This is a genomic window from Polaribacter sp. Hel1_33_96, from assembly GCF_002846595.1.
GTDB lineage: Bacteria > Bacteroidota > Bacteroidia > Flavobacteriales > Flavobacteriaceae > Polaribacter.
This window is the reverse complement of the sequence record NZ_PJMV01000001.1, coordinates 2,116,909-2,135,000: the sequence shown is the minus strand read 5'-3', so window position 1 is coordinate 2,135,000 and position 18,092 is coordinate 2,116,909. Positions and strand designations below refer to the sequence as shown.

12 protein-coding genes and 3 tRNA genes (1 of these 15 running past the window's edge) are annotated in these 18,092 nt (G+C 31.7%); 11 read left to right on the top strand and 4 right to left on the bottom strand.

What is annotated here, in order from left to right; translation table 11 throughout:
* From tgt to ATE90_RS09280, 4 genes are all read left to right on the top strand, one after another.
* Positions 1-799 carry the 3' portion of a tRNA guanosine(34) transglycosylase Tgt gene (gene tgt / locus ATE90_RS09295; protein WP_036784828.1) on the top strand. 332 nt of this gene lie to the left of the window's left edge, so only the last 799 of its 1,131 coding nucleotides appear in the window; its start codon lies beyond the left edge, outside the window; its stop codon occupies positions 797-799.
* Positions 800-838: 39 nt separating this feature from the next.
* Positions 839-1,930 (top strand): LptF/LptG family permease, encoded by a 1,092-nt coding sequence (locus ATE90_RS09290; RefSeq protein ID WP_180335197.1) that lies wholly within the window; start codon positions 839-841, stop codon positions 1,928-1,930.
* Positions 1,917-2,825, top strand: a complete 909-nt coding sequence (locus ATE90_RS09285; RefSeq protein WP_101451329.1) for a DMT family transporter — start codon at positions 1,917-1,919, stop codon at positions 2,823-2,825. The genes ATE90_RS09290 and ATE90_RS09285 overlap by 14 nt, the downstream gene beginning before the upstream one ends.
* Before the next feature lie 72 nt (positions 2,826-2,897).
* Entirely contained in the window at positions 2,898-3,851 is a 954-nt protein-coding gene (locus ATE90_RS09280) for an acetyl-CoA carboxylase carboxyltransferase subunit alpha (RefSeq protein WP_036784837.1), read from the top strand.
* Positions 3,852-3,932: 81 nt separating this feature from the next.
* Here ATE90_RS09280 and ATE90_RS09275 read toward each other — a convergent pair whose 3' ends face one another.
* On the bottom strand, positions 3,933-4,958 hold the full coding sequence (locus tag ATE90_RS09275) for a TlpA family protein disulfide reductase (protein ID WP_036784839.1): 1,026 nt from the start codon (positions 4,956-4,958) through the stop codon (positions 3,933-3,935).
* Positions 4,959-5,071: 113 nt separating this feature from the next.
* Here ATE90_RS09275 and hutH point away from each other — a divergent pair, with 113 nt between their 5' ends.
* The gene (gene hutH / locus ATE90_RS09270) at positions 5,072-6,580 is read left to right on the top strand and encodes a histidine ammonia-lyase (protein WP_036784841.1); all 1,509 of its coding nucleotides are present in this window, start codon (positions 5,072-5,074) and stop codon (positions 6,578-6,580) included.
* Positions 6,581-6,837: 257 nt separating this feature from the next.
* On the opposite strand, the gene ATE90_RS09265 is transcribed toward hutH, so the two are convergent.
* A complete protein-coding gene (locus ATE90_RS09265; RefSeq protein WP_036784843.1) occupies positions 6,838-9,402 on the bottom strand; it encodes an ATP-dependent Clp protease ATP-binding subunit in 2,565 nt (854 codons plus the stop codon).
* A gap of 272 nt (positions 9,403-9,674) precedes the next feature.
* Between ATE90_RS09265 and gyrA the strand changes: the two genes are divergently transcribed.
* Positions 9,675-12,191: a DNA gyrase subunit A gene (gene gyrA / locus ATE90_RS09260; RefSeq protein ID WP_036784845.1), complete on the top strand. Its 2,517-nt coding sequence runs from the start codon at positions 9,675-9,677 to the stop codon at positions 12,189-12,191.
* Positions 12,192-12,214: 23 nt separating this feature from the next.
* Positions 12,215-13,468: a tetratricopeptide repeat protein gene (locus tag ATE90_RS09255; RefSeq protein WP_101451328.1), complete on the top strand. Its 1,254-nt coding sequence runs from the start codon at positions 12,215-12,217 to the stop codon at positions 13,466-13,468.
* A 62-nt stretch (positions 13,469-13,530) separates the two neighbouring features.
* On the opposite strand, the gene ATE90_RS09250 is transcribed toward ATE90_RS09255, so the two are convergent.
* Both ATE90_RS09250 and ATE90_RS09245 read right to left on the bottom strand, forming a co-directional pair.
* Positions 13,531-14,298, bottom strand: a complete 768-nt coding sequence (locus ATE90_RS09250; protein ID WP_036788099.1) for a C40 family peptidase — start codon at positions 14,296-14,298, stop codon at positions 13,531-13,533.
* 13 nt (positions 14,299-14,311) lie between these two features.
* Positions 14,312-15,487, bottom strand: a complete 1,176-nt coding sequence (locus tag ATE90_RS09245) for an acetyl-CoA C-acyltransferase (protein WP_036784849.1) — start codon at positions 15,485-15,487, stop codon at positions 14,312-14,314.
* Between the two features lie 137 nt (positions 15,488-15,624).
* On the opposite strand from ATE90_RS09245, the gene ATE90_RS09240 reads away from it, so the two are divergent.
* The 4 genes from ATE90_RS09240 to ATE90_RS09225 all read left to right on the top strand — a co-directional run bounded on the left by ATE90_RS09240 (position 15,625) and on the right by ATE90_RS09225 (position 18,065).
* On the top strand, positions 15,625-17,688 hold the full coding sequence (locus ATE90_RS09240) for an HD family phosphohydrolase (RefSeq protein WP_036784852.1): 2,064 nt from the start codon (positions 15,625-15,627) through the stop codon (positions 17,686-17,688).
* A gap of 101 nt (positions 17,689-17,789) precedes the next feature.
* Positions 17,790-17,871: transfer RNA gene (locus ATE90_RS09235), tRNA-Ser, on the top strand.
* Between the two features lie 15 nt (positions 17,872-17,886).
* A tRNA-Pro gene (locus ATE90_RS09230) sits at positions 17,887-17,961 on the top strand.
* 30 nt (positions 17,962-17,991) lie between these two features.
* Positions 17,992-18,065 (top strand) — tRNA-Arg (locus ATE90_RS09225).
* The last annotated feature ends 27 nt before the right edge of the window (positions 18,066-18,092 follow it).

The following is an 18,092-nucleotide window of genomic DNA, read 5'->3' as shown; positions in this document are numbered from 1 at the left end:
TGTTAAATTTAAAAGCCATATTGATGGGTCTATGCATTTTTTTACTCCGGAAAATGTGATGGAGGTTCAACGAACTATTGGAGCCGATATTATTATGGCTTTCGATGAATGTACACCTTATCCATGCGACTATAATTATGCGAAACGTTCTATGCATATGACGCATAGATGGTTGGACAGATGTATAAATCATCTTGAAAACTTACCTTATAAATATGGTTATGAACAAACTTTTTTTCCTATTGTTCAGGGAAGTACGTATAAAGATTTAAGAAGGCAATCTGCTGAGTATATTGCGAATGCAGGCGCTCAAGGAAATGCAATTGGTGGATTATCGGTTGGAGAACCTGCTGAAGAAATGTATGCAATGACCGAGGTTGTTGCTGAAATACTCCCAGAAGATAAACCAAGATATTTAATGGGTGTAGGTACTCCAATAAATATATTAGAGAATATCGCTTTAGGTATTGATATGTTCGATTGTGTAATGCCAACTAGGAATGCCAGAAATGGAATGTTATTTACTGCTCATGGAACTATTAATATTAAAAACAAAAAATGGGAAAATGATTTTTCTCCCATTGATGAAATGGATATTACTTATGTAGATACGTTATATTCTAAAGCCTATTTACGTCATTTATTTGCTGCTAAAGAAATGTTAGGAAAACAGATTGCTTCTATTCACAATCTAGGATTTTATGTATGGTTAACTCGTGAGGCTAGAAAACATATTTTAGCGGGCGATTTTAGAGTATGGAAAGATAAAATGGTAAAACAAATGGATAAACGTTTGTAAATTTTTTAAAACATGAATTTCTAAATATAAGTTTAGCTTTTGAAGATTATAGATTGGTACATATTAAAACGATTTTTGGTAACCTTTTTGTTTACTTTACTAATTTTGATTCCTATTGCTGTTGCTATAGATATCTCTGAAAAAATTGATAATTTTTTAGAACATGCAGATTTAGGATTTTATCAAGTTGTAGATGAGTATTATAAAAATTTTATCATTTATTATGCAAATACATTTATGCCCTTGGCATTGTTTATTGCTGTAATTTTATTCACTTCAAAACTTTCTAATAATACAGAGATTATTGCAATTACGAATGCTAAAGTTTCGTTTACAAGATTTCTATATCCGTATTTTTTAGGTGCCACTTTAATTACAATGGTTTCACTATTAATGAATCATTTTGTTGTACCTAGTAGCAGTAAAACTAGAAAAAAGTTTGAGAAAGAATATATAAATAGTAGAAAGCAAAAAAATGAGTTAAAATATATAAATGATTTCAGTCTGCAATTAACAGATAGTACTTACATATTTATAAGAAGTTTTAATACACAATCAAATTCTGGTTATGATTTTACTTCGGAAGTGTATAATGGTTTAAAATTAAAATCAAAATTAGTAGGAGATAATATAAAATTCAATACAAAAGACTCTGTTTTTACACTTCAAAATTGGAGAAAACGTCAAATATATAAGGATAGAGACAGCATTTTTTCTGGAAATAAACTAGATACTGTTTTTAGTTTTACGCCTAAGGATTTAATTTACAAATCTGCGCTATCCCAAGAAATGCCTTCTGATGAATTGATGAAATTTATTCGTATTTCAAAGAAAAGAGGTGTTAAAAATTTGAATGCGTATTTGGTTGAATTTCATAAAAGAACAAGTCTCCCAATCGCTAGTTACATACTTACAATTATTGCTGTAGCGCTGGCATTTAGGAAAAAAAGAGGTGGAACAGGAATCAATTTGGCAATAGGAGTGGCTATTATGTTTATCTACGTTTTTCTAATGAAAATTTCAGAAGTCTTAGGAGCTGTAGCAGGTGTAAATTCGTTATTATATGTCTGGATGCCAAATTTCTTTTTTGGTAGTTTAGCTATATATCTGTATTACTATGCTAAAAAATAGGTTCAAAAATTATTTATTACTTCATCTCATTGTTTTTATCTGGGGATTTACAGCAATATTAGGTGCATTAATTACTATTGATGCGATTCCCTTAGTTTTCTTTAGAATGGGTTTAGCAGTTATTTTTATTACAATTTATTTTCTTTTCAAAAGAAAAAGTTTTTATGTGGATAAAAAAGGATTGCTCAAGTTTTTAATAACAGGAATTACTATTGCACTTCATTGGATTTTCTTTTTCAAAGCCATAAAAGTTTCAAATGTTTCTGTCGCTTTAGTAACCATGAGTACAGGTGCATTTTTCACCTCTTTAATAGAACCTATTTTTTTTAAAAGGAAGTTGAAATTACTAGAAATCATTCTTGGATTATTAGTGATAGTAGGTTTATATATTATTTTTAATTTCGAAAGTCAATATAAATTAGGAATTGGGTACGCTTTACTCTCTTCTTTTTTAGGGTCCTTATTCGCTGTTTTAAATGGTCTTTTTATTAAAAAGTATAGTGCAAGTTCTATATCATTATATCAACTATTATTTGGAACTCTTTTTGTTACATTCTATTTATTTTTAAATAATAGTTTTTCAATCTCTTTTTTTAGTTTACATAAATCTGATTGGATTTATTTGCTGATATTGAGCAGTATTTGCACTGCTTATGCATTTATTGCATCCGTAAAAGTGATGAAATATTTATCTCCATATACGGTTATGCTGACCATAAATTTAGAGCCAGTTTATGCTATTATTTTAGCGCTGTTTGTTTTTGGAGACAAAGAAAAAATGAAACCAGAATTTTATTTAGGTGCCTGTATTGTTTTAGGAGTTGTTCTAATTAATGGAATTATTAAGAATAAATCATTAATAAAACAGAAGATTTTACAAAAGGTAAAAAAATAAATCAACTTGCCTAAAAAAGTAAATTTTATAGTATGTTTGTTAATCCAAATAACTAAATCAAAATAACTATAAATGGAATATTTAGATTTTGAAATGCCGATAAAAGAGCTGGAAGATCAGCTACAAAAGTGTCAAATTATTGGTAAAGAAAGTGATGTAGATGTTACAGCAACCTGTAAAAAAATAGAAAAAAAATTAGCAGAAGCGAGAAAGAGTATATATAAAAATATAACTCCTTGGCAAAGAGTTCAATTATCCAGACACCCAAATAGACCTTATACTTTAGATTATATCAAAGCAATTTGTGGAGATACTTTTATGGAACTTCATGGAGACAGAAATGTTAAAGATGACAAAGCTATGATTGGTGGTTTAGGGAAAATTGGAGACCAATCTTTTATGTTTATTGGTCAACAAAAAGGATACAATACAAAAACGCGTCAGTACAGAAACTTTGGAATGGCGAATCCAGAAGGGTACAGAAAAGCGTTACGTTTAATGAAGATGGCAGAAAAATTTAGAATTCCTGTAGTCACATTATTGGATACACCTGGAGCATATCCTGGTTTAGAAGCAGAAGAACGTGGACAGGGAGAGGCTATTGCCAGAAATATTTTAGAAATGACTCGTTTAAAAACACCAATTATTACCGTGGTTATTGGTGAAGGAGCCTCTGGAGGAGCATTAGGTATAGGGGTAGGAGACCGAGTTTATATGATGGAAAATACTTGGTACACCGTTATTTCTCCTGAATCTTGTTCTTCAATTTTATGGAGGAGTTGGGAATATAAGGAGCAAGCGGCAGCGGCATTAAAATTAACAGGAACTGATATGAAAAGGTTAAAATTAATTGACGCTATTATTAAGGAACCAATTGGGGGTGCGCATACCAATAGAGAAGGAGCTTTTAAAGCTGTTGAAGCACAAATTTTAAATGCTTTTAATGAGTTAAAAGATTTATCTGATACAGATTTAATAATTAAAAGAATGGAGAAATATTCAGAGATGGGTGTTTATAAAGAATAAATATTTTAAAGTCAAAGAAAAATAAAAGCGAAATTCAACTTTGAATTTCGCTTTTATTTTGATTTATTTTTAGATCTTCAATTAAATGTCCAACGAATTTAGTAAAGATTTTAATCTAGGGTCAGAGGGCCTAGACACGTTTGAATCTATAATTTGACCTTCTGGATCAATTAAAATAAATCTAGGTATTGAATTTATTTGATACGCTTGTTGAAAAGAAAAATCTTGTCCAGACCAAAGTTGAACTCCAGTCATATTTTTTTTCTTTACAAAAGCCCTCCATTTTTTTTCTGCGGCTTCCCAAGAACCTCCACTTCTTCGCGATTCATCTGTAGAAATACTAACAAACTCAATATTTTTATTATGATATTCTTTCTCTAAAGTTTGTAAATAGGGTATTTGTTGTATGCAAGGACGGCACCAAGTAGCCCAAACATCTATATAAACATATTTTCCTCTAAAGGAGTCTAATGACTTTTTACCTCCTTTAAAATCTACATAATTTTCAAATTTAGGAGAAGGTCTTCCTTTTCCAGTGACTCTGTTTTGGTTATATGCATTGCTAAAATTAATAACTAATTGATTGTTTTGGTCAAGAAAAGAATTGTAAAGGGTACTATCTAGATGATTGTAAGAATTTAAAATACTATCATACTCAAATTTTATTTGATTAATTTTTTTCTTGAAATCATCCTCTTCTAAATTTAAATTTATTTGAGGATTTTGGACACTTTTATTTTTTTCTACTTGAGCAATAATAAAATTACTGTTATCAGAACCTTTGCCAGAAAATTTTAAACTTTTCATAAAATTTTGAGCATCTCCGACAAGGGAAATATTGTATCCATTTTTTAAATAAATTGGAGCTCTGTTATTACTAGCTTCCATTGTATAAATTGCACCTTCCTCAACTTTTAATGTGTCTTTAAAAACACCTCCTGAGTTTATATTTATTTCTTTTATAATTCCTTGCCTGTTTGAAATTGTTAAGAATGAATCTTGAGTATTTTCAAGTTTACCGGATAAAGTAAGATGATTTTGAGGCTGTTCTGGAATACAAGAACTCATAATTAATAAACCAAAGAGAAGTATATAAATGTTTTTCATTTTGAAAATTTAAAGATGCCACAAATATAAAATATTAATTCAATGAAAAATAGTTAAAATCGCTTGCATATGCAACTATGAATTTGCACTTTTGAATTTCAATCAATCAAAATATGATTTCCATTCATTATATAAACTCAACACCCTTGGATTTATCTAAAATTCAAGAAATAATTTCTTTGGATGTAAAGTTAGCATTATCAGAAACTGCTATTCAAAAAATTAAAAAATGTAGGTCTTTTTTGGATGTAAAAACGAAATCGATTTCGAAACCAATTTATGGCATTAATACAGGTTTTGGAGCTTTGTATAATGTAAAGATAAAAGACAATAATTTACAGAAATTACAAGAAAATTTGGTAATGAGTCATGCTTGTGGAACAGGAGATGAAGTGCCAAAAGAAATTGTAAAATTGATGATTTTATTTAAAGTGCAAGCTCTCAGTTATGGACATTCAGGAGTGCAATTGGCTACTGTAAATAGATTAATAGATTTCTATAACAATGATATTATTCCTGTCATTTACACGCAAGGTTCTCTTGGAGCCTCAGGAGATTTATCACCTTTAGCACATTTGTCTTTGCCTTTAATTGGATTAGGAAAGGTATATTATAAGGGTGAGATAATTTCATCGGAAGAATTATTAAAAGTATTTTCTTGGGATAAAATAAGTTTACAATCAAAGGAGGGTTTGGCGCTGTTAAACGGAACACAATTTATGTCGGCTTACGGAATTCATTGTTTGTTAAAAGCACATAAATTATCTTATTTAGCAGATTTAATTGGTACTATTTCTTTAGAGGGTTTTGACGGACGCATAGAACCTTTTAACGAGTTAATTCATTTTGCAAGACCACATAATGGTCAGATAAAAACAGCGCAAAGAATTAAAGATTTTTTGGAAGAAAGTGAATTGATTGTGCAAGAAAAACAGCATGTACAAGATCCTTATTCTTTTCGATGTATGCCGCAAGTTCATGGGGCAACAAAAGATACGATTAGGTTTGTAACCAAAACCTTTTTGACAGAAATTAATTCTGTAACAGACAACCCTAATATTTTTGTAGATGAAGATGAAATTATTTCAGGAGGAAATTTTCATGGACAACCTTTAGCGTTAGGATTAGATTTTTTAGCGATTGCTCTAGCAGAGTTAGGAAATATATCGGAAAGAAGAACCTATCAATTAGTTTCCGGGCACAGGCACCTGCCTCCTTTTTTAATTTCAAACCCAGGATTAAATTCAGGATTTATGATTCCGCAATATACCGCAGCAAGTATTGTTAGTCAGAATAAACAATATGCAACTCCAGCAAGTGTAGATTCTATTGAGTCTAGTAACGGACAAGAAGATCATGTTTCGATGGGGGCAAATGCGGCGACAAAATGTAAAAAGATAGTGGATAATTTACAGTCTATTTTTGCTATTGAATTGTTTACAGCTTCACAGGCATTAAGTTTTGGAAATGGAAAAAGTTCTCCTTTTTTAGAAAGTATAATGAGTCTCTTTAGACAAGAAGTTACGATTGTAGAAGAAGACCGGGTTTTACATGATGATATTGTAAATGCTTCCGAGTTTATTAATTCTTTAGAAATTGACAGTCTAGAATTGTTTGGGTAGTTATATGTTTTTTCTATTTTGGATTTAATACTTTTAATTTGTTTGTCATATCGATTATAAACTGCCTGAATACTTCTTCAGATGTAACCCAAAAAAAATTTAATTTTTTTAGACACATGATATGTTTTCCTCTCGGTAAATTTTAAAAATAGGATAAATAGTTTAATAGCGAATTAATATTATTCAAGTCAAAAATCAATTAGTAAGAGGGTTTTTTTATAAAAAATCCCGAACGAAAGTTCGGGATTTTCCTGTTTTTAAGATTCCGTTTCTGTTCTAGTTTCAGGCTTCTTTTTACCTTTTTTAATTTTGATGGTGAGTTTGTTTTTATCATCATCAAAATCCATAGTAATGGTGTCTCCTTCAGATAATTTAGAATTTACGATTTCTTCAGCTAAAGCATCTTCTATATATTTCTGAATAGCTCTCTTAAGTGGCCTTGCTCCATACTTTTTGTCAAAACCTTTATCTGCTATATAATCTTTTGCTTTTTCGCTTAACTTTAAAGTATAGCCCAAATCGGATATTCTATGCAGTAATTTATCTAACTCAATATCTATAATAGAATGAATGTCTCCTCTTTCTAAAGCATTAAATACAATTACATCATCTATTCTGTTTAAAAATTCAGGAGCAAAAGATTTCTTTAAAGCTCCTTCAATTACAGATTTTGCATGTGCATCTGCTTGTTCTTTTTTCGATGAAGTTCCAAAACCTACACCACCACCAAAGTCTTTTAATTGACGCGCACCAATATTAGAAGTCATAATAATTATGGTGTTTCTAAAATCGATTTTACGTCCAAGACTATCCGTAATATATCCATCATCTAAAATCTGAAGTAACATATTAAATACATCTGGATGTGCTTTTTCAATTTCATCTAATAAAATAACTGAATACGGTTTTCTTCTTACTTTTTCAGTTAACTGTCCTCCTTCTTCGTATCCAACATAACCTGGAGGTGCACCAATTAAACGAGATATAGCAAATTTCTCCATGTATTCACTCATATCAATTCTAATTAAAGAATCATCAGAGTCAAATAATTCACGTGCTAATACTTTCGCTAATTGTGTTTTTCCAACACCAGTTTGTCCTAGGAAAATAAAAGAACCAATGGGTTTGTTTGGGTCTTTTAAGCCAACTCTATTTCGCTGAATTGCTTTTACAACTTTAGTAACAGCTTCATTTTGTCCTATTATTTTTCCTTTAATTAACTCTGGTAGTTCATGTAATCTATGCGTTTCTGCTTCTGCGACTCTATTTACAGGAATACCAGTCATCATGGAAACAACTTCTGCAACGTTGTCTTCTGTAACAATTTCTCTGTTTAATTTAGAGTCATCTTCCCATTGTTTTTGAGCAGAGTTCAAAGCCGCTTCCATGTTCTTTTCATCATCCCTTAATTTGGCAGCTTCTTCATATTTCTGACTATTAACGGCTTTTGTTTTATGATTCCTAATAATTTCTAATTGTGATTCTAACTCTAAAACTTGCTGAGGAACTATAATATTTGTAATATGAATTCTAGATCCGGCTTCATCTAAAGCATCAATTGCTTTGTCTGGAAGATATCTGTCAGTCATGTATCTGTTGGTTAATTGCACACAAGCTTCAATAGCAGCATCTGTATAATTAACATGATGATGTTCTTCGTATTTACTCTTAATATTTTGTAAAATTTGAATGGTTTCTTTTACGGAGGTAGGATCTACAATTACCTTTTGAAAACGACGTTCTAGAGCGCCATCTTTTTCGATGTTTGTCCTAAACTCATCTAAAGTTGTAGCTCCTATACATTGTATTTCTCCTCTTGCTAAAGCTGGCTTTAACATGTTTGATGCGTCTAAAGAACCGGTTGCACCACCAGCACCAACAATGGTATGAATTTCATCGATGAATAAAATAATATCTTCATTTTTTTCGAGCTCATTCATTAAAGCTTTCATACGTTCCTCGAATTGACCTCTATATTTCGTACCCGCCACTAGGCTTGCTAAATCTAAAGAAACAATACGTTTGTCAAATAAAATTCTAGAAACTTTACGTTCTATAATTCTCAAAGCCAAACCCTCTGCAATCGCAGATTTTCCAACTCCAGGTTCACCAATTAACATTGGATTATTTTTCTTTCTTCTACTTAAAATTTGCGAAACACGCTCAATTTCTTTTTGTCTACCCACAACAGGGTCTAATTTACCTTTCTCAGCTAAATCAGTTAAATCTCTACCAAAATTATCTAATACAGGTGTTTTCGATTTTTTAGCGGTTTTACTTTTTTGAGATTGATCAAAAGGATTTGGTTTCTCTGAGGCGTACTCGTCATCAGAAGGTGTTTCTGCAATTGGATTTGAAGGTAAATCAACATCAAGATCATCTACATGCAATTGCTTGTATAATGTTTTAACATCATCATAGTTCACATGATATTTTTGAATCAACTTTGTAGTTGGGTCATTTTCATTTCTTAAGATACATAATAACAAATGCGCAGTGTCTATAGATTCACTTTGATACAACTTAGCTTCTAAAAAAGTAGTTTTAAGCGCCTTTTCGGCTTGTCTCGTTAAACGTAAACTAGGCTTGTCTTTATTGTCAGAAAATGTTGGGTTTGATGGGTTTAATTGTTCAAGTTTTTTACGCAATAAAACTAAATCAACATCAAATGTTGTTAAGATTTCTATTGCTTTTCCTTCTCCTTTTCTAATTAAACCTAATACAAGATGCTCTGTTCCAATAAACTCATGCCCTAATCTTAAAGCTTCTTCTTTACTGAAAGTAATTACATCTCTGACTTTTGGTGAAAAATTATCGTCCATATTTCTTTCTCTCTTTATTAATTTGTAGTAAAATTAGTCCTTTATGTTTTAGCAATTACAAAAAATATGCCAATGCAAAAAAACTGACATTTTGACTATTGTAACAAGGTATAAAACTATTAGAAATCAAACAAATAAAATACTGTTAAAAAATATTAAAAAATGTTGATAACTCTGCCGAATTACAGCTACTAAAACCTTTGTGAAAAGGCGTAGAAATACTATCTTGCCTTGTCTTAAAAAAATGAATTAATTTTAATCAAAATATATATATGTCAGACGGAGAAAAGTTAATTCCGATTAACATTGAGGATCAGATGAAAGCCGCATACATCGATTACTCGATGTCAGTAATTGTTTCAAGAGCACTGCCCGATGTAAGAGATGGTTTGAAACCAGTTCATAGAAGGGTTTTGTTTGGTATGCATGAATTAGGAATTAAAGCAACTGGGTCGTATAAAAAATCAGCAAGAATTGTTGGGGAAGTTTTAGGAAAGTACCATCCACATGGAGATACCTCTGTGTATGATTCCATGGTGAGAATGGCGCAAAACTGGAGTGTACGTTACATGATGGTTGATGGGCAAGGTAACTTTGGTTCTGTAGATGGAGATAGTCCAGCAGCGATGCGTTATACTGAGGTTAGAATGCAAAAGATATCAGAAGATATGTTAGCTGATATTGAGAAAGATACTGTAGATCATCGTTTAAATTTTGATGATACTTTGCAAGAACCAACTGTTTTACCTACTCGTATTCCTAATTTGTTAGTAAACGGAGCTTCTGGTATTGCCGTAGGTATGGCAACAAACATGGCACCTCATAACATAACGGAAGTTATTAATGGTACCATGGCGTATATTGATAATAGAGATATTGAGATTGATGAATTAATGCAACACATAACTGCACCAGATTTTCCAACAGGAGGAATTATTTATGGTTATGATGGTGTAAGAGATGCTTTTCATACAGGTCGAGGACGTATTGTAATGCGTGCTAAAGCTATTATTGAAGAAGTAAAAGGACGTGAGTGCATAATTGTCACAGAGATTCCTTATCAAGTGAATAAAGCAGAAATGATAAAAAAAACTGCTGAATTGGTAAATGATAAGAAGCTAGAAGGTATTTCTAATATTAGAGATGAATCGGATAGAAATGGTATGCGTATTGTATACATTTTAAAACGAGATGCAATACCTAATATCGTCTTAAATAAATTATTTAAGTATACGCAATTACAAACTTCTTTTAGTGTAAATAATATTGCATTGGTAAAAGGAAGGCCCGAGCAATTAAACTTAAAACAATTAATTCATTATTTTGTTGAACATAGGCATGAAGTTGTTGTTCGTAGAACAGAATTTGAATTAAAGAAAGCGGAAGCTAGAGCACATATTCTAGAGGGATTAATTATTGCCTCTGATAATATAGATGAGGTTATTAAAATTATAAGAGCTTCTTCAAATGCTGACGAGGCGAGAGAGAGTTTAATTGAGCGTTTTGAGTTAACGGAAATTCAAGCAAAAGCAATTGTAGAAATGCGTTTGCGTCAATTAACTGGCTTAGAACAAGATAAATTGCGAGCAGAGTTTGATGCAATTATGATAACAATTTCTGACCTAAAAGATATTTTAGCAAATGAACCTAGACGTTATCAAATTATTAAAGACGAGTTATTACATATCAAAGATAAGTACGGTGATGAGCGCAGATCTTTAATAGAATATGCTGGTGGCGATATGCGTATCGAAGATATGATTCCTAACACAAAAGTGGTGGTAACAATCTCGAATGCAGGATACTTAAAACGTACAAATCTTGAAGAGTATAAAGTTCAGAATAGAGGAGGAAGAGGTCAAAAAGGAGCAACAACAAGAAATGAAGATTTCTTAGAACATTTATTTGTAGGTACAAACCATCAATATATGATGTTCTTTACGCAAAAAGGAAAAGTATTCTGGATGCGAGTGTATGAAATTCCAGAAGGTGGAAAAAACACCAAAGGAAGAGCGATGCAAAACTTGATCAATATTGAACAAGATGATAAAGTAAAAGCATTCTTAGTAACACAAGATTTAAAAGACGAAGATTATATCAATAGCCATTATGTAATTATGGCAACTAAAAAAGGGCAAGTAAAAAAGACCTCATTAGAGCAATATTCTCGTCCAAGAACAAATGGAATTAATGCAATTACTATTAAAGATGGAGATGAATTATTGGAAGCAAAATTAACAACTGGTGATAGCCAAGTAATGTTAGCTTTAGCATCTGGTAAATCTATTCGTTTCGAAGAAGCTAAAACACGTCCAATGGGAAGAACAGCTTCAGGTGTAAGAGGAATTACTCTAAAACATGAGAATGACGAGGTAATTGGTATGGTTGCTGTAAATGATATGGACAGTAATATATTGGTTGTATCTGAAAAAGGATATGGAAAGCGTTCTAAATTAGAAGATTACAGAGTTACTAATAGAGGAGGTAAAGGGGTTAAGACTTTGAATATCTCAGAGAAAACTGGAAATTTAGTAGCCATTAAAAATGTAGATGATTCTAACGATTTAATGATTATAAATAAATCAGGACTAACCATTAGAATGGCTGTGGAAGATTTAAGAGTTATGGGACGTGCAACACAAGGAGTTCGTTTAATAAATATTAAAGATTCAGACAGTATTGCTGCAGTCGCAAAAGTTGCTCACGAAGAAGAAGCTGAGGATGAAACTGAAAGCGAAATTGAAAATGGCACAGAAATTGAAAATGATTCAAACGAAAATCAAGAATAACAATTAATTTAACACTTATTAAAATGAAAAAACAATTAGTAGCGTATGCAATAGCTTTGATGTCTGTTGCCGGATTTGCACAAAAAAATGAATTAAAGGCCGTAGAAAAAGCCATTAAAAATAATGATTTTACAGCAGCTCTGAGCGCTCTTGAACCTTTAGATGCCATGGAAGTATCCATGGATGCTAAATATAAAGCAAAATATTACTATTTAAAAGGGCAGGCTTTAGCAGGAGGAAATAATTTTAAAGAAGGAGCGGATGTGTTCAATAAATTGTTTGCTTTTGAGAAAGAAACAGGAAAAGCGAAGTATTCTAAATTAGCACAACCTATGTTGAATTCAATAATAGAAAAAGTTTCTAATGAAGCTGCTAAAAATTATAATGAAGATAAAGACTATAAGAAAGCGTCAGAAAATTTTTATTTAACTTATAAATTGTACCCGCAAGATACTACCACTTTGTATAACGCGGCGATAAGTGCCTCTTTAGCAAAAGAATATGATACTGCTCTAAAGCTTTATAATGAGCTGAAAACTATTGGATATACAGGTATTGCTACACAATATTTAGCGGTAAATAAGGGAACTAATCAAATCGAAAATTTAGGAGCTAAAACACAGAGGGACTTAATGGTTAAAACTGGTCAATATACAAATCCTCAAGACAAAGTATCTGAATCTAAACAAACAGAAATTGTTAAAAGTATTAGTTATATCTATGTAAATCAAGGTAAACCAGAATTAGCGATTGCTGCTTTAGAAGAAGCAAGAAAAACAAGTCCAAAAGATATTAATTTGATTTTAAATCAAGCTCAAATGTATAGTGAACTTGATAGAATGGATAAATTTGAAGAATTGATGGTGGAAGCCGTAGAGTTAGATCCTACCAATCCAGATTTATTTTTTAATTTAGGTGTTGTAAATGCAAATCAAAATAAGATTAAAGAGGCGATTGGTTTTTATAAAAAAGCGATTGAATTAAAACCAGATTACATAAATGCCTATTTGAATACTGCATTTGCCTTGCTTTCTGAAGAAAAAGAAATTATAGAAGAAATGAATAATAATTTATCTAATTTCAAAAAATATGATGAGTTAGAATTGAAGCAAAAAGAGTTATACAAAAAAGCTTTACCGTATTTAGAAAAAGCGGATGGTATTAAAAGATCGGCAGAAACCGTAAAATCTCTTTTAAACATTTATGATAGATTGGAAATGGTTGATAAAGCAGATGCTTTAAGACCAATTTATAAAAAATTATTAGCAGAGCAATAAAAAACAAATCGCTTAGAATTTTATAAAAAAAAATCCAGAACTTTTAAGTTTTGGATTTTTTTTTATATCATTTTTTTTATGACTCTGAGTTTATGAGTATGCTTTTGTATATCGGCATTAAAAATACCACTATGATCTAGGGTGTCAATTCTAACTTTGCCATGGGCATGAATAATATGATAATCATTTAGAATAATCCCTACATGAATAATATCTCCTTCTTCGTTATCAAAAAAAGCCAAATCTCCGGGTTCACTTTCTTCAATAAAACTTAAGACTTCACCTTGTGAGGCTTGTTCTTTCGCATCTCTTAAAAGGTCGTAACCACAAAGTTTATAAACCATTTGTGTAAAACCAGAACAATCTATACCAAAAGGAGTTTTACCTCCCCATAAAAAAGGAACATTTAAAAAAGTAAATGCTTTATGAATAATTTCGGTTTTTAGAAGTTTTCCAGTAATAATAGCACCTTCATAATTGTATCTTTTAGTATTAATAAAAAATTTATTTTCTAAATAAAAAGGCAATCTAGAGCCTAAAGGAATTGTTATTAAATCGTTAGTTGAGCTAGCGATAAAATCAATTATTTCGCCGGCATAAATAGGTTCAATTACTGATAATTTGTGAAATAAATTTTCTGAAATTTCTTCAAATTGTTTGTTATCTATGTAGCCTTCATGATTATCAAAAGCTAATTTTACTTTGCTCCAATTTTTTTCTTTTTCAACAATAGTAAAATGTTCACCAAAGAGCACCTGACTGGTCATTTCTGAAGTTTCAGAAGCTTCTGCCCGCATAGGAACTATACTAAGATTACAAATACCGTAAATCAAACTCTTTTTTTTAGATTCTTTCAATAATCATTGCACTCGCACCTCCACCACCATTGCAAATTGCAGCAGCGCCAATTTTGGCGTTATTTTGTTTTAAGATAGAGGTTAAAGCAATTACAATTCTTGCTCCAGAAACACCTAAAGGATGTCCCAAAGAAACAGCTCCACCGTTTACATTTACAGTTTCATCGGTAAGGCCTAAAATTTTCATATTAGCCAGACCAACAATGGAAAACGCCTCATTTAATTCAAAATAATCAACATCATTCATAGAAATATTTGCTTTCGCTAATGCTTTTGGTAATGCTTTTGCAGGCGCAGTTGTGAACCATTTTGGTTCGTGCGCAGCATCCGCATAACTCTTTATTTTTGCAAGCGGAGTTATGTTTAATTCTTTCGCTTTTTCTGCAGACATTAACACTAAAGCAGCGCCACCATCATTTATGGTCGAAGCATTTGCAGCAGTTACAGTTCCGTCTTTTGTAAAAGCAGCTCTTAAAGCCGGAATTTTCTCTATTTTTACATTTTTGTATTCTTCATCTTCAGAAAAAATAATGGGTTCTCCTCTTCTTTGTGGAATTGAAACAGGCACAATTTCATCAGAAAATTTACCTTCACTCCAAGCTTTTGCAGAACGATTGTAAGATTGAATTGCATATGCATCTTGATCTTCTCTTGAGAATTCATATTCAGTGGCACATTCATCAGCACAAACACCCATTGCAATTTTACTGTAAGCATCAACTAAGCCATCTTTTTGTAGACCATCTTCCATGGTGATTGGGCCAAATTTAGTGCCATTTCTAGCTTGTTGATAATGAGGAATCGAACTCATGTTTTCCATTCCACCCGCAACCACAATATCAGCATCACCGATAGCAATTGTTTGTGCTGCTAACATGATAGCCTTCATTCCAGAAGCACAAACTTTATTAACAGTTGTACAAGGAACTGTGTTAGGAATTCCTGCATGAATAGCTGCTTGTCTCGCAGGGGCTTGACCTAAACCAGCCGAAACTACATTTCCCATAAAAACTTCTTCCACTAACTTAGCGTCTAAGTTTATTTTTCCCAAAGCTCCTTTTATGGCAATTGCTCCTAATTTTGGAGCAGGTATGGAAGATAAGCTTCCCATAAAACTTCCTAGCGGTGTTCTAGCGACTGATACAATTACAACATCTTTCATACTCTAACTTTTATCGTTTTTATTCGAAATTAACATTGCTAAAATAACCAAATAAAATCAAAAAGAAATCTTAATAGATATGGAATTTTTAAGCGTCAAAATTTTACTGTAAATTTGTTGTAACAAGAGCTGTAAAAATGAGTGAAATAGTAAACAAAATCTACAGAAACAACACCATCATATATAAGGTGTTTTTATTTTTAATTGCAACTATTGCAATCGTGTATTTGTTTCCAAAAGGGGGGCAGTTTAAGTATGATTTTAACAATGGTCAACTTTGGAAATATGATAATCTATACGCTCCTTTTGATTTTGCAATTCAAAAAACGGCGGAAGAAATTTCTCTTGAAAAAAAAGAAATTAAGAATAATGCAAAGCTGTATTTTAAATATGACACGAATATAGTTGAAGATGTAAAAGTAACTTTCAAAAATAAAATATCTCAACTAAACTTTAGTGATTCTCTAACTATTGATGAAATTAGTGAATTAAAAGAAACAGGAAATAAGATTATACAAAAAGTGTATAATGCTGGTTTTCTGGAGTCTGTAAGCGAGGCTAGGGTATCTTCAAAAGACCAAATAATTGCGCTCAAAAAAGAGAATGAAGTACAAGATGTTTTATTCAAAAACTTGTTGACGTCTAAAAATGTTTTGGAAATCATTAATACTAATTTAGGCGACGAGCCTTTTGACTACGGGCAAAAATTGGTTTTAAATTTATTGGCAGGCGTGGTAGAACCCAATGTTTCTTTTAATAAGGATTTAACTGATAAAATAATTGATAATGAGCTAGGTCATATTTCTTATACCAAAGGGAAAGTGGCATCCGATGAACTTATTATTTTAAAAGGAGATATTGTTGCAGGTAGAAAGTTGGCTATTTTAAATTCTTTAAAAAGTGAATTTGATGCAAAAGTTTGGACAGATTCAAATTATAATTGGATTGTTTTTGGATATACAATATTGGTTTCTTTAGCGTTGTTAATGTTATTGTTGTTTTTATATAAAAATAGATTAGAAATTTTTAATAATAATACTAAAGTAACCTTCATTTTTTTCAATGTATTTGGCATGGTTTTTATTCAAACCTTAGTCATTAAGTATAATTCAGATTATTTATATGTTGTACCATTAAGTATTCTTCCAATTGTTTTAAAAGCCTTTTTTGATGCTAGATTAGGTTTGTTCACTCATGTGCTAACAGTCTTACTTTTAGGGTATATTGTACCCAACAGTTTCGAATTTATTTACTTACATATTATTGCCGGTATTGTAACAATATTAACCGTTTCAGAACTTCACAAGAGAGCAAATTTATTTATTTCGGTAGCGCAGATTACCTTGATTTATATGATTACCTATTTTGCTTTTTCCATTATAAAAGAAGGAAATGCCTCTCAAATAAATTGGGACTATTTTATACTATTCGCTCTCAATGGGTTGTTATCCTTTTTATCTTTGATTTTAATTTATATTTATGAGAAGGTCTTTGGATTGGTTTCTGACGTTACTCTTTTAGAGCTTTCAAACACAAATACAAAGCTTTTAAGAGAGTTAAACGAAAAAGCCCCAGGAACATTTCAACATTCAATGCAAGTAGCTAATTTAGCAGAAGCGGCTGCGAATGAAATAGGGGCGAATTCTATGTTGGTAAGAACTGGAGCATTGTACCATGATATTGGTAAGATGTTAAATCCTATGTATTTTATAGAAAACCAAGCTACAGGCGTAAACCCTCATAATGATTTATCTCCAATAGATAGCGCTAAGATTATTACAGATCACGTAATAAAAGGGGTTGAGTTGGCCAAAAAGTACAACTTGCCCGACAGAATTATCGATTTTATAAGAACCCATCATGGAACAAGTTCTGCGTATTATTTTTTTAAAAAGGAGCAAGAATTAAATCCTGATACAATTGTCGATATTAAGAAATTTCAATATCAGGGGCCAATTCCATTTTCAAAAGAAACAGCAATTCTAATGATGTGCGATGCAGCAGAAGCGGCTTCAAAAAGTTTAAAAAATCCTACAGCTCTTTCAATCAGTGGTTTAATAGATAAAATTATTGATAAACAAATGGCAGATAATCAGTTTTTAAATTCAGATATTACTTTTAGAGAAATTAAGGTAATCAAAAAAGTGATAAAGAAAAAGTTGATGAATATTTACCACTTAAGGTTAGAGTATCCAGAATAAAAAAATCTAATAAAAAGATAAAAAAATCTTGTTAATTAGTAATTGTAGTTATACATTTGCACTCGCAATTTTTAATTCAAGCTTTCAGTTTGAAGTCGAAAGGAGAGATGGCAGAGTGGTAATGCAGCAGATTGCTAATCTGTCGACCTTAGGGTCGCCAGGGTTCGAGTCCCTGTCTCTCCGCTAAAATATTGCATTCGGGGTGTAGCGTAGCCCGGTCATCGCGCCTCGTTTGGGACGAGGAGGTCGCAGGTTCGAATCCTGCCACCCCGACACAGTTGGTCGTAACAACTTAAAAATTACGGGCTCTTAGCTCAGCTGGATAGAGCACCTCCCTTCTAAGGAGGCGGTCGAAGGTTCGAATCCTTCAGGGCTCACATAAGTCACGCTAGTCATAGCGTGGC